Origin of the sequence: Salsuginibacillus halophilus (assembly GCF_003014715.1) — a bacterium.
Taxonomy (GTDB): Bacteria; Bacillota; Bacilli; order Bacillales; family Marinococcaceae; genus Salsuginibacillus; species Salsuginibacillus halophilus.
Window position 1 is genome coordinate 37,066 of the sequence record NZ_PYAV01000017.1, and the last position, 15,465, is coordinate 52,530.

16 protein-coding genes and 1 rRNA gene are annotated in these 15,465 nt (G+C 48.1%); all 17 read left to right on the top strand.

From position 1 onward, the window contains the following. Positions 1-6 precede the first annotated feature (6 nt). Positions 7-765 (top strand): threonine/serine exporter family protein, encoded by a 759-nt coding sequence (locus B0H94_RS13805; RefSeq protein ID WP_106589847.1) that lies wholly within the window; start codon positions 7-9, stop codon positions 763-765. Positions 766-781: 16 nt separating this feature from the next. Further along, complete coding sequence (locus B0H94_RS13810; RefSeq protein ID WP_106589848.1) at positions 782-1,228, top strand: threonine/serine exporter family protein; 447 nt, start codon at positions 782-784, stop codon at positions 1,226-1,228. Next, the gene (gene tilS, locus B0H94_RS13815; RefSeq protein ID WP_106589849.1) at positions 1,209-2,639 is read left to right on the top strand and encodes a tRNA lysidine(34) synthetase TilS; all 1,431 of its coding nucleotides are present in this window, start codon (positions 1,209-1,211) and stop codon (positions 2,637-2,639) included. Before B0H94_RS13810 ends, tilS begins: the two co-directional genes overlap by 20 nt. A 98-nt stretch (positions 2,640-2,737) precedes the next feature. Further along, positions 2,738-3,280 carry a hypoxanthine phosphoribosyltransferase gene (hpt, locus tag B0H94_RS13820; protein ID WP_106589850.1) on the top strand — a complete coding sequence of 181 codons (543 nt, stop codon included), beginning with the start codon at positions 2,738-2,740 and terminating at the stop codon, positions 3,278-3,280. A gap of 66 nt (positions 3,281-3,346) precedes the next feature. After that, entirely contained in the window at positions 3,347-5,428 is a 2,082-nt protein-coding gene (gene ftsH / locus B0H94_RS13825; protein ID WP_106589851.1) for an ATP-dependent zinc metalloprotease FtsH, read from the top strand. A gap of 138 nt (positions 5,429-5,566) precedes the next feature. Continuing rightward, positions 5,567-6,340 carry a type III pantothenate kinase gene (locus B0H94_RS13830; RefSeq protein WP_106589852.1) on the top strand — a complete coding sequence of 258 codons (774 nt, stop codon included), beginning with the start codon at positions 5,567-5,569 and terminating at the stop codon, positions 6,338-6,340. Between the two features lie 93 nt (positions 6,341-6,433). Further along, positions 6,434-7,327 (top strand): Hsp33 family molecular chaperone HslO, encoded by an 894-nt coding sequence (gene hslO / locus B0H94_RS13835; RefSeq protein ID WP_106589853.1) that lies wholly within the window; start codon positions 6,434-6,436, stop codon positions 7,325-7,327. A 12-nt stretch (positions 7,328-7,339) separates the two neighbouring features. Then, the gene (gene pabB / locus B0H94_RS13840; RefSeq protein ID WP_106589854.1) at positions 7,340-8,812 is read left to right on the top strand and encodes an aminodeoxychorismate synthase, component I; all 1,473 of its coding nucleotides are present in this window, start codon (positions 7,340-7,342) and stop codon (positions 8,810-8,812) included. Further along, on the top strand, positions 8,809-9,393 hold the full coding sequence (pabA, locus tag B0H94_RS13845; protein WP_106589855.1) for an aminodeoxychorismate/anthranilate synthase component II: 585 nt from the start codon (positions 8,809-8,811) through the stop codon (positions 9,391-9,393). The genes pabB and pabA overlap by 4 nt, the downstream gene beginning before the upstream one ends. A gap of 3 nt (positions 9,394-9,396) precedes the next feature. Continuing rightward, a complete protein-coding gene (pabC, locus tag B0H94_RS13850) occupies positions 9,397-10,275 on the top strand; it encodes an aminodeoxychorismate lyase (RefSeq protein ID WP_106589856.1) in 879 nt (292 codons plus the stop codon). Further along, positions 10,272-11,084, top strand: coding sequence for a dihydropteroate synthase (gene folP, locus B0H94_RS13855; RefSeq protein ID WP_245894063.1), 813 nt, complete (start codon positions 10,272-10,274; stop codon positions 11,082-11,084). Before pabC ends, folP begins: the two co-directional genes overlap by 4 nt. Next, complete coding sequence (gene folB / locus B0H94_RS13860) at positions 11,077-11,439, top strand: dihydroneopterin aldolase (protein WP_106589858.1); 363 nt, start codon at positions 11,077-11,079, stop codon at positions 11,437-11,439. The genes folP and folB overlap by 8 nt, the downstream gene beginning before the upstream one ends. After that, positions 11,440-11,976, top strand: a complete 537-nt coding sequence (folK, locus tag B0H94_RS13865; RefSeq protein WP_245894064.1) for a 2-amino-4-hydroxy-6-hydroxymethyldihydropteridine diphosphokinase — start codon at positions 11,440-11,442, stop codon at positions 11,974-11,976. Further along, positions 11,928-12,131: a helix-turn-helix domain-containing protein gene (locus B0H94_RS13870; protein ID WP_106589859.1), complete on the top strand. Its 204-nt coding sequence runs from the start codon at positions 11,928-11,930 to the stop codon at positions 12,129-12,131. The genes folK and B0H94_RS13870 overlap by 49 nt, the downstream gene beginning before the upstream one ends. Before the next feature lie 21 nt (positions 12,132-12,152). Then, positions 12,153-13,154: a tRNA dihydrouridine synthase DusB gene (gene dusB / locus B0H94_RS13875; RefSeq protein ID WP_106589860.1), complete on the top strand. Its 1,002-nt coding sequence runs from the start codon at positions 12,153-12,155 to the stop codon at positions 13,152-13,154. Between the two features lie 148 nt (positions 13,155-13,302). After that, complete coding sequence (lysS, locus tag B0H94_RS13880; RefSeq protein WP_106589861.1) at positions 13,303-14,805, top strand: lysine--tRNA ligase; 1,503 nt, start codon at positions 13,303-13,305, stop codon at positions 14,803-14,805. 473 nt (positions 14,806-15,278) lie between these two features. Beyond that, a 16S ribosomal RNA gene (locus tag B0H94_RS13885) occupies positions 15,279-15,465 on the top strand; the annotation flags it as partial.

Sequence of the window (15,465 nt, forward strand, 5' to 3'; positions counted from 1 at the left end):
GAAGCAGTGGGACGTGCCGAGCAAGCAGTTGAAGTTTGTTTAATGGCCGGTGAGCAGATGATTAAATATGGTGCAGAAACCTACCGCGTAGAAGATACAATGCGGCGGATGGCTGAAGCATCAGGCATGAAGCATGTGCACAGTTTCGTTACGACAACCGGCATTTTTCTTTCAGTACAAACAAAAGATGAAGTTGATGTTATGCAGATGACGCGCGTGAATGAACGGTATCAAGATTTGCGGAAAGTGACAGAAGTAAATCAAGTTTCGAGGGAGTACGTTTTTGGGGAACTTGATTTGGAAGATGTGAAAAAACGCTTGCAGGAAATTTCCAAGGCGCCAATGAGTTATCCGATGTGGCTCATCGTTCTTGCTTCAGGTACTGGTGGTGCAGCCTTTTCTTATTTGATCGGTCAGTCTGTTATCGATATGGGGCCGGCTTTTCTCGGAGGGATCGTAACGATGCTGAGCCTCGTGATCTTTCAACGGCATATTGGCGGGAAGTTTTTTTCAGAGTTTCTTGCCGCTTTTTTTGGTGGTGTCACAGCCTTGGTCCTCGTACAACTTGGTTTTGGCAGTAACATCGACCAAGTTATTATCGGTACAATGATCCCGCTTGTCCCGGGGATTCCGCTTACCAATTCTGTTCGTGACCTCATGAGTGGTGATTTGGTGGCTGGTGTGTCACGAGGGGCGGAGGCGGCAATCACTTCACTCTCAATTGCAGGCGGCGTGGCCCTTGCACTCTCTATATTTTTGACATAAAGGAAGGCACTGCGCTATGTGGCTTGAACTTTTACTTTGCTTTATTGCAACTGCCGCCTTTGGCATTATTTTTAACGTTCCGCTGCGCCTCGTCTGGATCGGCGGTTTAATCGGCATCATTGCCTGGTTTGTTTATGCTTATATGCCGACACTGCAAGTCTCGCCGGTATTCTCGGCGGCGATTGCTGCGTTTACAGCTGCTTTTTTTGGGCATTTACTTGCCCGGCGGCTGCGCGTGCCTGTCACGACTTTTGCGATCCCCGGAATTATTCCGCTTGTGCCCGGCGGGCGGGCGTATAATACGATGTTATCGTTTGTTGAGGAAGATTATCTCGGTGGGCTGGAGCTCGGGGCGGAGACATTGCTGCAGGCAGGGGCAATTGCAGCCGGCCTCGTCTTTGCGCTCTCGTTGTTTTCGATGCGGAAAGGGGTGGCAGAACGTTATGAAACGAAGCGTTCGTGAACATATTCATAAGCATCATCTCTTTGAATCAGGGGACAATGTGTTAGTAGCGGTGTCCGGTGGTGTGGATTCGATGGTGCTGTTGCACTGGCTTCATCATTTCTGCGCAAATATTTCTGTCACTGCTGCTCACGTTGATCATAACCTGCGCCCGGAAAGCGTAAATGACAGCCGGCTAGTCCAAAAATTTTGCGCGGCAGAAGGGATCCCGTTTGTAAACGAGACTTTAAAAGCTGCTGATTATACAGCAGGTGCCAACATCCAGGCCGAAGCCCGTCGCCTCCGCTATAATGCTTTAGAGACAGCAGCGTCTCTGCACGGGTGCAGAAAAATTGCGACCGCGCATCATGCAGATGATCAACTAGAAACGATCTGGATGGCGTTTGCCCGTGGCACTTGGGGGGAAGGTAATTGGGGAATCCCGCCGAAACGAAGAGCGGACCATGCTGACATTGAGGTTGTACGCCCGTTTCTGCCGGTAGAAAAATCCGAAATCAAGGCATATGCTGCAAATTATCAGATTGCATATGCAGAAGATGAGAGCAATGCATCAGATAAGTATACCCGCAACCGGTTTCGTCGTATGCTTCCGTTGTTGAAAGCAGAAAATCCGTCTATGCTGGATCAGCTCCAGCCCCAGCTGGATCGACTCAATGATGAGCGGGACTGGATGAAACAAGAAGCAGAAGCAGCGCTCTCAAAAGTCGCCGTTTTTCAAAACGATCACGTCGAGCTCTCCTGTAGTGCCCTTATAGAAAGACATGCGGCTTTACAGCAGCACATGGTTAAAATCATTTTAGGCGCTCTTTATGAAAGTTCTTCAGCCACACCATCTGCTATACATATTGATGCCTGCCTGCGTCTTGCTACTGCAGATCACCCTTCCGCCCGAATTGACCTGCCTGGTGGCTTGCAGGCAGAGCGGATGTACGACCGGCTCTTCTTTAGACCCGCTCCGCAGTCACTGCCAGATGCCGGCTGTTGTCAGCAAATCAATATTCCGGGGACAGTTAATGTCGAAACCGGTGTGCTGCATGCCTGGGATACCGATGAGCTTCCTGCAGCTCTGCAAGATCCCGGACAGCTTGTGTTGTCAGCGGCTGAAATTGAGTTTCCGCTCCACGTACGTACGCGCCGCAGACAAGACGTAATGCAGCCGGCCGGCATGCACGGAACGAAAAAGTTAAAGCGTATTTTAATAGATGCGAAAGTACCTGCGCTCTGGCGCAATACGTGGCCAGTGATTGTCGACAACAGCGGATGGGTCGTTTGGGTCCCCGGGGTGAAAAAAGGCTCGGCAGCCTGGACGGAACGTCTGCCGAAGGAAGCACCGTATGTTGTGCTTAATTTTACGTCAGCGCCCTCATTTCAGGAACGATTTGAGCAAATGGTGAAAATACACAGCAAATGATGCGTTGATCTTCCTACCGTGTTATGATAGTAGGCGGTTGATTATAATGATCTGCACTAGCATAAAGAATTCAATTTTTATTGGAGGTTTCTTGCAGGATGAATGATGAAATTGAAAAGGTCTTAATTTCCGAAGAAGAAATTCAACAGAAAGTAGCAGAGCTCGGTGAACAGCTGTCTGAAGAGTACAAAGACCGCTTTCCACTCGTGATCGGTGTGTTGAAAGGCGCCCTGCCATTTATGGCGGATTTAACGAAGCGGATGAATACGCATATTGAACTTGATTTTATGGATGTCTCAAGCTATGGAAACTCAACAGTATCTTCCGGTGAAGTGAAAATTGAAAAAGATCTTGATACATCTGTTGATGGACGTGACGTATTGATCCTTGAAGATATTATTGACAGCGGGTTAACGTTGAGTTACTTGGTCAGCTTGTTCCGTCATCGGAATGCGCGCTCGGTCAAGATTGTTACACTGCTGGACAAGCCGGAGGGGCGCAACGTTGACCTTGTACCGGATGTTGCCGGATTTACGGTGCCGGATGAGTTCGTTGTCGGTTATGGTTTAGATTACGCAGAACGGTATCGAAACCTCCCCTACATCGGTATTTTGAAGCCCGAAATTTATAAGGGTTCATGATTGTAGCGGAAAAATAATATATGGTACGATTGTCTAAGCTTTGAAGCTCGTGGGAGGAGGTCAGGCATGAATCGGATTTTCCGAAATACCGTTTTTTACTTACTTATATTTTTGGTCATTATCGGTGTCGTAAGCTTTTTCAGCGGCGACCAGACCGATGCTGATCCGATAACGTCAGATGAATTTTTAACAGCACTTGAACAGAATGAAGTGCAGGAAATGACTGTAAAACCTGAACGTGAGGTGTATTTGATCGAAGGTCAAATGGCCCAGGCGGCAGAAGATGAAACCTTCAAAACGCATGTGCTCATTTCCGAAGATACAACCGATGCTTTAATGACAGCATCCGGTCCAGATGGACAGCCGCTTCAGTTTGATACAGAGCCGGCGGATGAAACCGGAGGCTGGGTAACGTTCTTTACGTCGGTGATTCCGTTTATTATTATCTTCATTCTCTTCTTCTTCCTGCTTAGTCAAGCCCAAGGCGGCGGCGGCGGAAAGATGATGAACTTCGGCAAAAGTAAAGCGAAGATGGTGCCGGATGATAAAAAACAAGTTCGCTTTAAAGACGTTGCCGGTGCTGAGGAAGAAAAGCAGGAGCTCGTAGAAGTTGTTGAGTTCTTGAAGGATCCGCGCAAATTTGCAAACATTGGCGCCCGCATTCCAAAAGGTGTGCTGCTTGTCGGCCCGCCGGGAACTGGTAAGACCTTGCTCGGCCGTGCGGTTGCAGGCGAAGCTGGCGTCCCATTCTTCTCTATCAGCGGTTCTGACTTTGTGGAAATGTTTGTCGGTGTCGGGGCATCCCGTGTCCGTGACTTGTTTGAAAACGCAAAGAAAAACGCACCTTGTATCATCTTTATTGATGAGATCGATGCAGTTGGGCGTCAGCGTGGTGCCGGCCTTGGCGGCGGCCACGACGAACGTGAACAAACATTGAACCAGCTGCTTGTTGAGATGGACGGTTTTGGGGCAAATGAAGGGATCATCATTATTGCTGCAACGAACCGTGCCGATGTGCTTGACCCGGCGTTGCTCCGTCCAGGCCGCTTTGACCGCCAGATCACTGTTGGTCTGCCGGATGTGAACGGCCGTGAGGAAGTTCTCGGTGTTCATGTGAAAAACAAGCCGATCAGTGAAAATGTTGACTTAAAAGCTGTTGCACAGCGTACACCTGGCTTCTCAGGTGCAGACCTTGAGAACTTGTTGAACGAGGCAGCCCTTGTTGCCGCACGTGCTGACAGCGATGAAATTCAGATGGTGCACGTAGAAGAAGCGATCGACCGCGTTGTTGCCGGTCCGGCGAAGAAGAGCCGTGTCATTTCTGAAAAAGAGAAAAATATTGTGGCTCATCATGAGGCTGGTCATACAGTTGTCGGCGTTAAGCTGCAAAATGCAGATATGGTACACAAAGTTACGATCGTACCGCGTGGACAGGCCGGCGGTTATGCAGTAATGCTTCCAAAAGAAGACCGCTACTTTATGACAAAGCCGGAGCTGCTTGATAAGATTGTTGGTCTCCTCGGTGGACGCGTTGCCGAAGAAGTCATGTTTGATGAAGTGAGCACAGGCGCTCACAATGACTTCCAGCGTGCGACGGCGATTGCCCGTAAAATGGTGACAGAATACGGCATGAGTGAAAAACTAGGCCCGCTCCAGTTCGGTTCGAACTCTGGAGGCCAAGTCTTCCTCGGCCGCGACATTCAAAACGATCAAAACTACAGTGATGCAATTGCGCATGAAATTGATCTTGAAGTTCAGCGCTTAATCACCGAAAGTTACGATCGATGCAAGCAGATTCTTACCGAGCATAAAGATAAGCTTGAGCTTGTTGCAGAAAAACTGCTTGAACTTGAAACGCTCGATGCTGAACAAATCCGCTCTCTTGTTGATGATGGAAAGCTCCCGGAAGGGCACCATTCAAACGAGAACCAGCAGGATGCCATCGACGCAAGCGGCGTGAACAAAGATGAAAACAGCAGTACTTCGGATGGAAATAGTGATGATATGCGCGTAAACATCCAATCCAAACCAGAAGATGCTGAAACGCCGGAAGTTGAGACGGATGAAAATACGTCTTCAGAAGATACCGAGCACACAGACAGTGAAAATAACGACCAAGATGATGATGACAACGGCCGTCGTTCGTAAGTGAACCAACGGCCTGCGCCATTCAGGTAAATGGAAATCTTGGCGGAAACGTCTCAATTAGGAGGGGTGCCAAACCGGCATCCCTCTTTTTTCTGAATCAATGCGTACGCAAAATATATGAGTAAAATGGTGATAGCTATGGTACTGGTCATTGATGTAGGTAATACAAATATCGTTCTCGGGGTTTATCGCGAAGATGAGCTTGTGTATCACTGGCGGTTAACAACGGATCAAGAAAAAACAGAAGACGAATACGGTATGACCGTGAAAGCGCTGCTTGAAAATGCTGGTTTAGCACTTTTGCATATCGACGGAGCCATCATTTCTTCAGTTGTACCGCCAATTATGTTCTCTTTGGAGCATATGTGTCGCAAATACCTTGGATTAGAGCCGATGGTCATCGGCCCGGGGATGAAAACTGGTTTAAACATCCGCTATGACAGCCCGCGCGACGTTGGTGCCGACCGGATCGTCAACGCCGTGGCTGCCCTTGACGATTATGAACCACCACTTGTGATCGTAGATTTTGGAACAGCGACGACTTTTTGTTATATTGATGAGCACGGTCAGTATATCGGAGGTGCAATCGCTCCCGGGATTGCGATTTCCACAGAAGCGCTATACAGCGAAGCTTCAAAGCTGCCCCGCATTGAAATTGCTGCTCCGTATACAATTGTCGGTAAAAATACGGTTCACGCGATGCAGTCCGGGATATATTACGGGTATGTCGGTCAAGTTGATGGGATTGTAAGCCGTATGAAAAAACAAGCACCTGCGCCGGCGACTTCAATTGCAACCGGCGGCCTGGCCCGTTTGATTGGCGAAGAAGCAGAAACCATTGATATTGTAGACCCATCATTAACATTGAAAGGCTTAAAAATTATTTACGATAAAAACGTGAGCGGTGATTAACGCCGTTAGACGTCCAAACAAAATTAAAGGAGGTGAAGCTGCTGAATGGACAACAGCTTAAAGAGAGCCAGTTGCAGTCAGCAGCAATGATTCATGTCAGACTATCTTGTGAAAGCCCTTGGGTATAACGATCACGTACGTGCCTATGCGATTCGAACAACAGAAATGGTCAACGAAGCAGTTACCCGCCACCATGCATGGCCAACCGCCGCTGCCGCTCTCGGCCGGGCGATGACAGCCGGTTCAATGATGGGTTCGATGCTTAAAGGTGAAGAGAAATTAACAGTTAAAGTCGAAGGCGGAGGGCCGATGGGACCGATTGTCGTTGACAGCGAATCCGACGGCAGCACCCGCGGCTACGCGCACAATATGCAGGTTCATTTCGACTTAAATGACCAAAGTAAATTAGATGTAGCACAAGCCGTTGGAACAGAAGGTTTCTTATCTGTCGTGAAAGATATCGGAATGAAAGACAACTTTACCGGAAGTGTTCCGCTCGTTTCTGGTGAGCTTGGGGATGATTTCACGTATTATTTTGTAACTTCCGAACAAGTGCCGTCTTCTGTCGGGCTCGGAGTTCTCGTTAACCCGGATAACACGGTGCAGGCAAGCGGCGGGTTTATTCTGCAAATTATGCCAAATGCCCCGGAAGAAGTGGTGGATGAAGTTGAGCAGCAAATTCAAGCGATGCCGCCGATTTCAAAACTCATTGAGCGCGGCAAAACGCCAGAAGAAATCTTGAGCATCATGTTAAAAGATGAACACAAAATTATTGAAACTTCACCTGTTTCCTTTTCCTGTAAGTGTTCGCGCGAGCGCATTGAGCAAGCACTTATCAGCCTCGGCAGTGCAGAGCTGATTGATATGAAAGACGTAGACCACGGCGCCGAAACCCAGTGCCATTTCTGCAATGAGATTTACAACTTTACTGAAGAAGATCTTGCTGGGCTGGCTGAAAAAGCAAAGACGATCGAGGAAGCAAACTAGGAGTGACCTTTGATGAGCCGACAACAAACACTTGCCTCTTACCCGAATATAGAAGGGGAACGCCGGGCCTACACTGCAAGCTTAGATATCGAGCCTGGCATTTGGTTTGAAAAATATAAAGAGTTTTCGCAAGGGCGCCGTTACCACATGGTGCTTGAAAGCGGGCGTAGCGGGCGTTATAGCATGATGGGGGTTGATCCATTTGCTGTACTTAAAGGCAAGGACGATCAATTAACGGTCGAAACCGCTGCAGGAGAGGAAATTTTGTACGGCGAACTGCTTGATGCAATGAAAACGTGGATGAAGCCGTTTCAAACCAAAACCTGCGCGGATCTCCCGGATTTTCAAGGCGGTGCACTTGGTTATTTAAGTTATGATTACGTACGTCAAGTTGAGCGTCTTCCGCAGAAAGCAGAAGATGATTTAAACACGTATGATTTATATTTTCTCGTATTTGAAGACGTCTTTGTTTATGATCATGAACAACAAATTCTTTATCTGATCGCCCAGGAAACAGCCGATGAAAGAGGCGAAGCTGCCGCTGCCACACGTTTAGCTGCACACAAGTCCGCCTGGATGGGCGAAGCAGCGCCAGGCGCTTGGACCAAGGTAAAAGAACGGGTTGATACTTGGGAGCCGTCGTTTAGTAAAGCAGGTTTCGCTGAGGCGGTTGAGCGCGTAAAGCACTACATTAGCCAAGGTGATGTGTTTCAAGTGAATTTAAGTGTTCGTCAGTCCAAGCCGTTAAACACTCCGCCGCTTCATATCTATGAAAAACTGCGCATGCTGAATCCGTCCCCTTACATGGGTTATATGCAGACGCCAGAAATGCAGCTAGTAAGCGCCTCGCCGGAACTGCTTGTTAAAAAGAGGGGTCGTGAAGCCTCCACCCGGCCGATTGCAGGCACCCGGCCGCGCGGTGATTCTTCGGAGGCAGACGCAGCTTATGTTGATGAAATGCTCGGTAACGAAAAAGAGCGGGCCGAGCACGTGATGCTTGTCGACTTAGAACGCAACGACTTAGGTCGGGTGTGCGCTTACGGTTCGGTTGAAGTGGATGAATTGATGGTCGTTGAAAAATACTCCCACGTCATGCACATTGTTTCTAATGTCAAAGGGTTGCTTCGCCCTGATGTAGACGCGTATGATATGATCAAAGCAACGTTTCCGGGTGGTACAATCACCGGAGCTCCAAAAGTAAGGACAATGGAAATCATTGAAGAGTTAGAGCCTGTGCGCCGTGGTGTCTATACCGGGTCGATGGGATGGATCGGTTTTAACGGGGATATGGAGCTGTCGATCTCTATTCGAACCATGGTAGCTGCAGAAGGCCAGGCGTATGTTCAGGCAGGGGCAGGGATCGTTATTGATTCCAAACCGGAAGCAGAATATGAGGAATCGCTCAAAAAAGCAATAGCGCTTTGGCGGGCAAAAGAGATGAGTGAAGAAGAGCTGACCCCGAAACGAGAGGAGATCGAGCAATGATTGTAATGATTGATAACTACGACTCGTTTACGTATAACCTCGTTCAGTATTTAGGAGAGATGGGCGAAGAACTGCGGGTGTACCGTAATGATGAAATCACCGTTGAAGAAATTGAAGCCTTAAACCCTGAAGTATTAATGATTTCACCGGGACCGTGCTCGCCGGATGAAGCAGGGATCAGCATGGAGGCGATCTCGCATTTTGCCGGCCGCCTGCCGATTTTTGGCGTTTGTCTAGGTCATCAATGCATGGCGCAAGTGTTTGGAGGCGATGTGGTTCGCGCGGATCGGTTGATGCACGGGAAAACGTCGCTTATTCATCACGACGGCCGTACGGTTTATCAAGGTTTGCATCAGCCGATGACAGCTACCCGATATCATTCGTTAATCGTTAAACGCGAGACGCTGCCTGCTTCGTTTGAAGTAACGTCTTGGACTGAAGAGGGTGAGCTCATGGGCATCCGACACACCGAATATGCCATGGAAGGGGTTCAGTTCCACCCGGAATCGATAATGACGGGAGAGGGAAAACTGCTGCTGCGCAACTTTATGGATCACTACAACCTATGGACGAAGGTGTAGCCGGTGCAGCTTTATTTTAACGGACGCATTCTTCCGGCAGAAGAAGTGAAGCTTTCGCCGTTTGAGCACGGATTTATGTATGGGCTCGGTGCATTTGAGACGATTCGGCTGTATAACGGTCATCCGTTTCTGCTTGCGGACCATCACCGCCGGCTAAGTCATGCGCTTGAAGTTATGAACATTGCATGGACGGTTACAGTCGAGGAGATGAAGGACCAAATTGCTGAAACCGCCGCCGCTAACGAAACTGCAAATGCATCGATCCGTTACAATGTCTCTGCAGGTGAAGGGCCGGCCGGGCTGACGACAGCCGTGTATGATAAGCCGACAACTTTGATTTACACGAAGCCTTTGAATCCGCAGGCAATGCCGCAAGAGAAGTACGGGCAGCTGTTATCGCTTAGACGGAACACCCCGGAGAGCAAGGAGCGTATCAAGTCGCACCACTATTTAAACAGCATTCTTGGCAGGCGTGAAGTTGGTCAGGCGCAGGATCGTGAAGGCATCTTTTTAACCGAAAACGGGTATATCTCTGAAGGTGTCGTTTCAAATATTTTTTGGATGTACGGCACGACGCTTTATACGCCGACGCTTGAAACTGGCATTCTAGATGGTGTGACCCGCCGTTTTGTCATGAAGCTTGCGAAAGAAGCAGGTTTTTCCGTTAAAACCGGCTTTTACGAATGGCAGGAGCTTGAGCAGGCAGATGAAGCATTTATGACCAACAGTATTCAAGAAATTGTACCGCTTGCCGCTGTAGGTGCTGCCACATTTACAAACCGCCGGACAAAGGAAATCCGCCGGCTGTATCAAACATTTCGGGATCAGCTCTGGTCCCGGGATGAAATGCAGCTAACGGGCCCTTTCGGTGACTGGGGATGATCAGCATGAAACATAAAACGAAAGTGATGGGTATTTTAAACGCTACCCCGGATTCATTTTCCGACGGGGGTGCTTACAACCAAATTGATGAGGCTGTTCGCCGGGCACAGGAGATGGAAGCTGAAGGAGCGGATATGATTGATATCGGCGGAGAATCCACCCGCCCAGGTGCCGAAGAAGTATCAAAGGATGTGGAGCAGGCCCGGGTGCTTCCGGTCATTGAAGCAGTTTCTGCTGCTGTAAACGTGCCGGTTTCTATTGATACGTATAAAGCCGACACAGCTGAGCGTGCTGTTGCAGCAGGGGCATCCATGATTAATGACGTGTGGGGTGCACGACGTGAACCAGCAATCGCTGATGTCGCTTTTCGTTATCAAGTACCATTGATCGTGATGCACAACCAGAGCGAAGCGGTGTATGAAAACAATATCGTGGCAAGCGTCATCTCCGGGCTGCGCGAATCAATTGCAATCTGTCGAGAGCGTGGCGTTCCGAGTGAACACATTATTTTAGACCCGGGGATTGGCTTTGGGAAAACGTACGAACATAATCTGGAAATTATGCGGCGTCTCGGGGAAATCACCGCACTCGGTTATGAAGTACTGCTTGGCACATCGCGAAAATCGCTCATTGCAAAAACGCTTGACCTTCCTGTGGACGAGCGTGTTGAAGGTACAGCTGCTACTATATGTCTCGGGATTGAGCGCGGGTGCGGGATTGTCCGGGTTCATGATGTACAGGAAATGGTTCGTACTGCACGGATGATGGATGCAATGCTAGGAACAGAGGAGGCGACTACCATTGGATAAAATTTTCATGAATAAAATGGAGTTTTATGGTTATCACGGAGCGTTTGCTGAAGAAAATAAACTTGGCCAGCGCTTTTATGTCGATGTAGAACTTGAAGCAGACTTATCCAAAGCAGCAGCGTCCGACGATTTAGCAGAAAGTGTAGATTATGCCGAAGTGTATGAAACCGTAAAATCAGTCGTAGAAGGCCCGCCTTTCAACTTAGTCGAGGCGATTGTACAGGCTGTGCTCAATAAAATTTTTCAAGCATTTTCGATTGTCGAACGAGCAACTGTGAAAGTCATTAAACCTGACCCGCCGATCCCGGGGCATTACGATTCAGTCGCGGTTGAAATGACGAGGGAGCGCGGATGAATGATGGACAATGAAGTTTTTATCGCTCTCGGTTCAAACATAGGGAACCGGGAGCATTATTTGGAAGAAGCGCTTCGTTTATTAACGCTAGATGAAGGGCTTAGCCTTACCGGGACCTCTTCGGTCTATGAAACTGCACCGGTGGGGTTAGTCGATCAGCCGCCTTTTTTAAATATGGCAGCATCATTAACAACGACTTATACATCAGAAGAAGTTTTAAAAACCACCCAGCGCATTGAGCAGCAGCTTGATCGTACCCATGAAAAACGCTGGGGTCCGCGCACAATCGACCTTGACATTCTCATGTACAACCAAGAAAATATTCAACGTAGCCACTTATCGATTCCGCACCCTAGACTAACAGAACGTGCCTTTGTACTGGTACCGCTGGTTGAAGTAGCTGCTGCCGTCAAGGTGCCTGGTGCTGGTAAAACGGTCGCAGAGCTGTTGTCCTGCTTAGGTGAAGACGAGAAGGAAGGGGTGCGTTTATGGAAGAAGTTAAATGGGCCGGCCGGGTTCGGGCGTTTCGAAAGCTGAAAGGATACACTCAAGAGGATTTGGCCGGTCAAATCGGGGTATCTGTTTCTCTACTTGGAAGCATTGAACGCGGCATGCGCGAACTTGATGAAACGACGCTACAAAAAATTATTGAAGTGCTTGGGATTACAAAAGAAGAGCTCCGCTCAAAATAGAGCGCTGGAGGTGCAGAACATATGTTAAACATCGGCGGAATCGAAATGAAAAATCGGGTGGTGCTTGCGCCGATGGCAGGGGTGTGCAACCCTGCATTCCGGTTAATTGCCAAAGAGTTCGGTACAGGCTTGGTTTGTGCAGAAATGGTGAGTGACAAAGCCATATTACACGAGAACGAAAAATCACTGCAGATGCTGTATGTGGATGAACGTGAAAAACCGCTCAGCCTGCAAATTTTTGGCGGTACTGAAGAGACGATGGTTGAAGCAGCGCAAGTTGTTGACCAGCAGACGAACGCAGATATTATTGATATTAATATGGGCTGTCCGGTACCAAAGATTACAAAATGTGATGCTGGTGCACGCTGGCTGTTAGATCCGGATAAAATTTACCGCATGGTGTCAGTTGCGGCTAAAAGTGTAGACAAGCCGGTTACAGTAAAAATGCGGATGGGCTGGGATGATGACCATATTTATGCACTTGAAAATGCCCAGGCGATTCAAGAAGCCGGCGGGCAGGCAGTAGCAGTCCACGGACGGACGCGTCTGCAGATGTATGAAGGAACAGCAGATTGGGATATTTTGAAACAGGTGAAAGATTCCGTTAACATTCCAGTGATCGGTAACGGCGATGTTAAAACGCCGCAGGACGCACAGCGTATGCTTGATGAAACTGGCGTAGACGGTGTCATGATCGGCCGTGCAGCTTTAGGAAACCCGTGGATGCTGTATAACACAATTCATTACTTAGAAACGGGCGAATTAAAAGGTGAACCGACCGTCCGTGAAAAGATGGATGTCTGCATGGTGCATATGGATCGTTTGATCAACTTAAAAGGTGAAAATGTCGCCGTCCGGGAAATGCGCAAACATGCTGCATGGTATTTAAAAGGTGTACGCAAAAGCTCAAGCCTCCGGGATGAAATCAATCAGTTGAACACTCGTAACGAAGTCGAGCATGCCGTGTACAACTTTGTGGAAGAAGTCGAAGCAAGAGAGGCTGAAAATCAGCCGGTCGGCTAAGAAATAGAAAGAATGAGAAGAGCGTCTACCGCTCGCCTGTAACCGGCGCCGGCGGGTTGTTTCAGCCTGCTTGTGTTCATTGAGGCGTTTTATGTGGCGCTCTTCTTTTTGCGTAAACCTAACACGCTCTTAAAGGAGATGAACGAATATGGCGCAGGAAAATGAATTGAATGACCAAATGGCGGTACGTCTTGAAAAGATGCAGCGTATGCAGTCTGAAGGGCAGGACCCTTTCGGCGAGCGCTACGAACGAACCCATACCGCAGAAGAAATGAAAGCAGCATTTGATGAATATACAAAAGAAGAACTTGAAGAAAAGCAGGCAAAAGCTGCAATCGCCGGGCGGATTATGACAAAGCGCGGAAAAGGTAAAGCAGGCTTTGCTCACATACAAGATTTGTCTGGACAGATTCAAATTTACGTTCGTAAAGATGAAGTCGGTGAAGAACAATATGAAATCTTTAAGAGCGCAGATATTGGCGACATTGTTGGTGTAGGTGGTGAAGCCTTTAAAACCAATGTAGGTGAGATGTCGGTCAAGGCTGAAAACTTTCAAATGCTTTCTAAAGCGCTGCGTCCACTGCCGGATAAGCACCACGGTTTAAAAGATGTTGAACAGCGCTACCGCCAGCGCTACCTCGATTTAATTATGAACCCTGAAGTGCGCGATACATTTGTACTCCGGAGTAAAATCTTGCAGTCGATGCGCCGTTACCTTGATCAAGCTGGTTACCTAGAGGTTGAAACACCGACGATGCATACGATTCCAGGCGGTGCATCAGCGCGGCCGTTTGTAACCCATCATAATGCACTTGATATGGAGCTTTATATGCGGATTGCGATCGAACTGCACTTAAAACGCTTAATCGTCGGCGGTATGGAAAAAGTGTATGAAATCGGTCGTGTCTTCCGTAATGAAGGAATTTCCACCCGTCATAATCCTGAATTTACAATGATTGAGTTGTATGAAGCATTTGCGGATTACGGGGATATGATGACCCTTACCGAAAACGTCATCTCTCATATCGCAAATGAAGTGCTTGGTGAAACAACACTTATGTATGAGGAGACAGAGGTTGATCTTTCTTCCGGCTGGAGACGTGTACACATGGTTGATGCTGTTAAAGAAGCGTCAGGCGTTGATTTTTGGCAGGAAATGAGCGATGAAAAGGCTCGTGAACTTGCAAAAGAGCACGGCGTGAAGGTAGAAGAAACGATGAGCTTCGGCCACGTTGTTAACGAATTCTTTGAGCATTATGTTGAGGAAACATTGATGCAGCCTACTTTCGTGTATGGTCATCCGGTTGCGATTTCCCCACTTGCAAAGAAAAACGACGACGATCCGCGATTTACTGACCGATTCGAACTCTTTATCGTTGGACGTGAACATGCGAACGCTTTTAGTGAGCTCAATGACCCGGTGGATCAGCGGCAGCGATTCGAAGGACAGATGGCCGAGCGTGAGCACGGTGATGAAGAAGCGCACCGTATGGATGAAGACTTTCTTGAATCCCTTGAATACGGCATGCCGCCAACAGGCGGTTTAGGCATCGGAATTGACCGGCTCGTGATGCTGCTTACAAATGCAGCATCGATCCGCGACGTTCTATTATTTCCACAGATGCGCTCGCGCGAACAAGGCGAAGATTAATTTACACAATAAACCGCAGCTGCTTTTTATAAGCCGCTGCGGTTTATTTATCATATTGATGAAGAAAGCGTAACAGCGGTCAACAACATGAATGTTAAAAATCCATTTGACGAAACCCGGATTGTTTTGCTACATTAGTTCGCGGTGCTTCGTGAGGTGCAAATTCAATTTTTTAAAATGAATATAAAAAAATTCATTTTAACCCTTGCACGCGTTAAGCTGTGATGATATATTACTTTATGTCGCTGATCACGGCGACGCCAACACATCAAATAAACAACAAAAGAAAAAATAACTTAAAAAAGTTGTTGACTTCTTCTTGGTTATTTGATAAATTATAAAAGTCGCTGAAAACGAGCGAGCAAAACATTTGCCCTTTGAAAACTGAATGAAAGCAAGTGCGCCCGTCAATTTAATTGACGTTAAACGAAACACATCAAATCCCTTCGATTTGATTGATGCCAAGCATCACTTTATCGGAGAGTTTGATCCTGGCTCAGGACGAACGCTGGCGGTGTGCCTAATACATGCAAGTCGAGCGCGTGAAACCAGTTGATTCCCTTCGGGGATGACGCTGGTGGATCGAGCGGCGGACGGGTGAGTAACACGTGGGCAACCTGCCCTGCAGATCGGGATAACCCCGGGAAACCGGGGCTAATA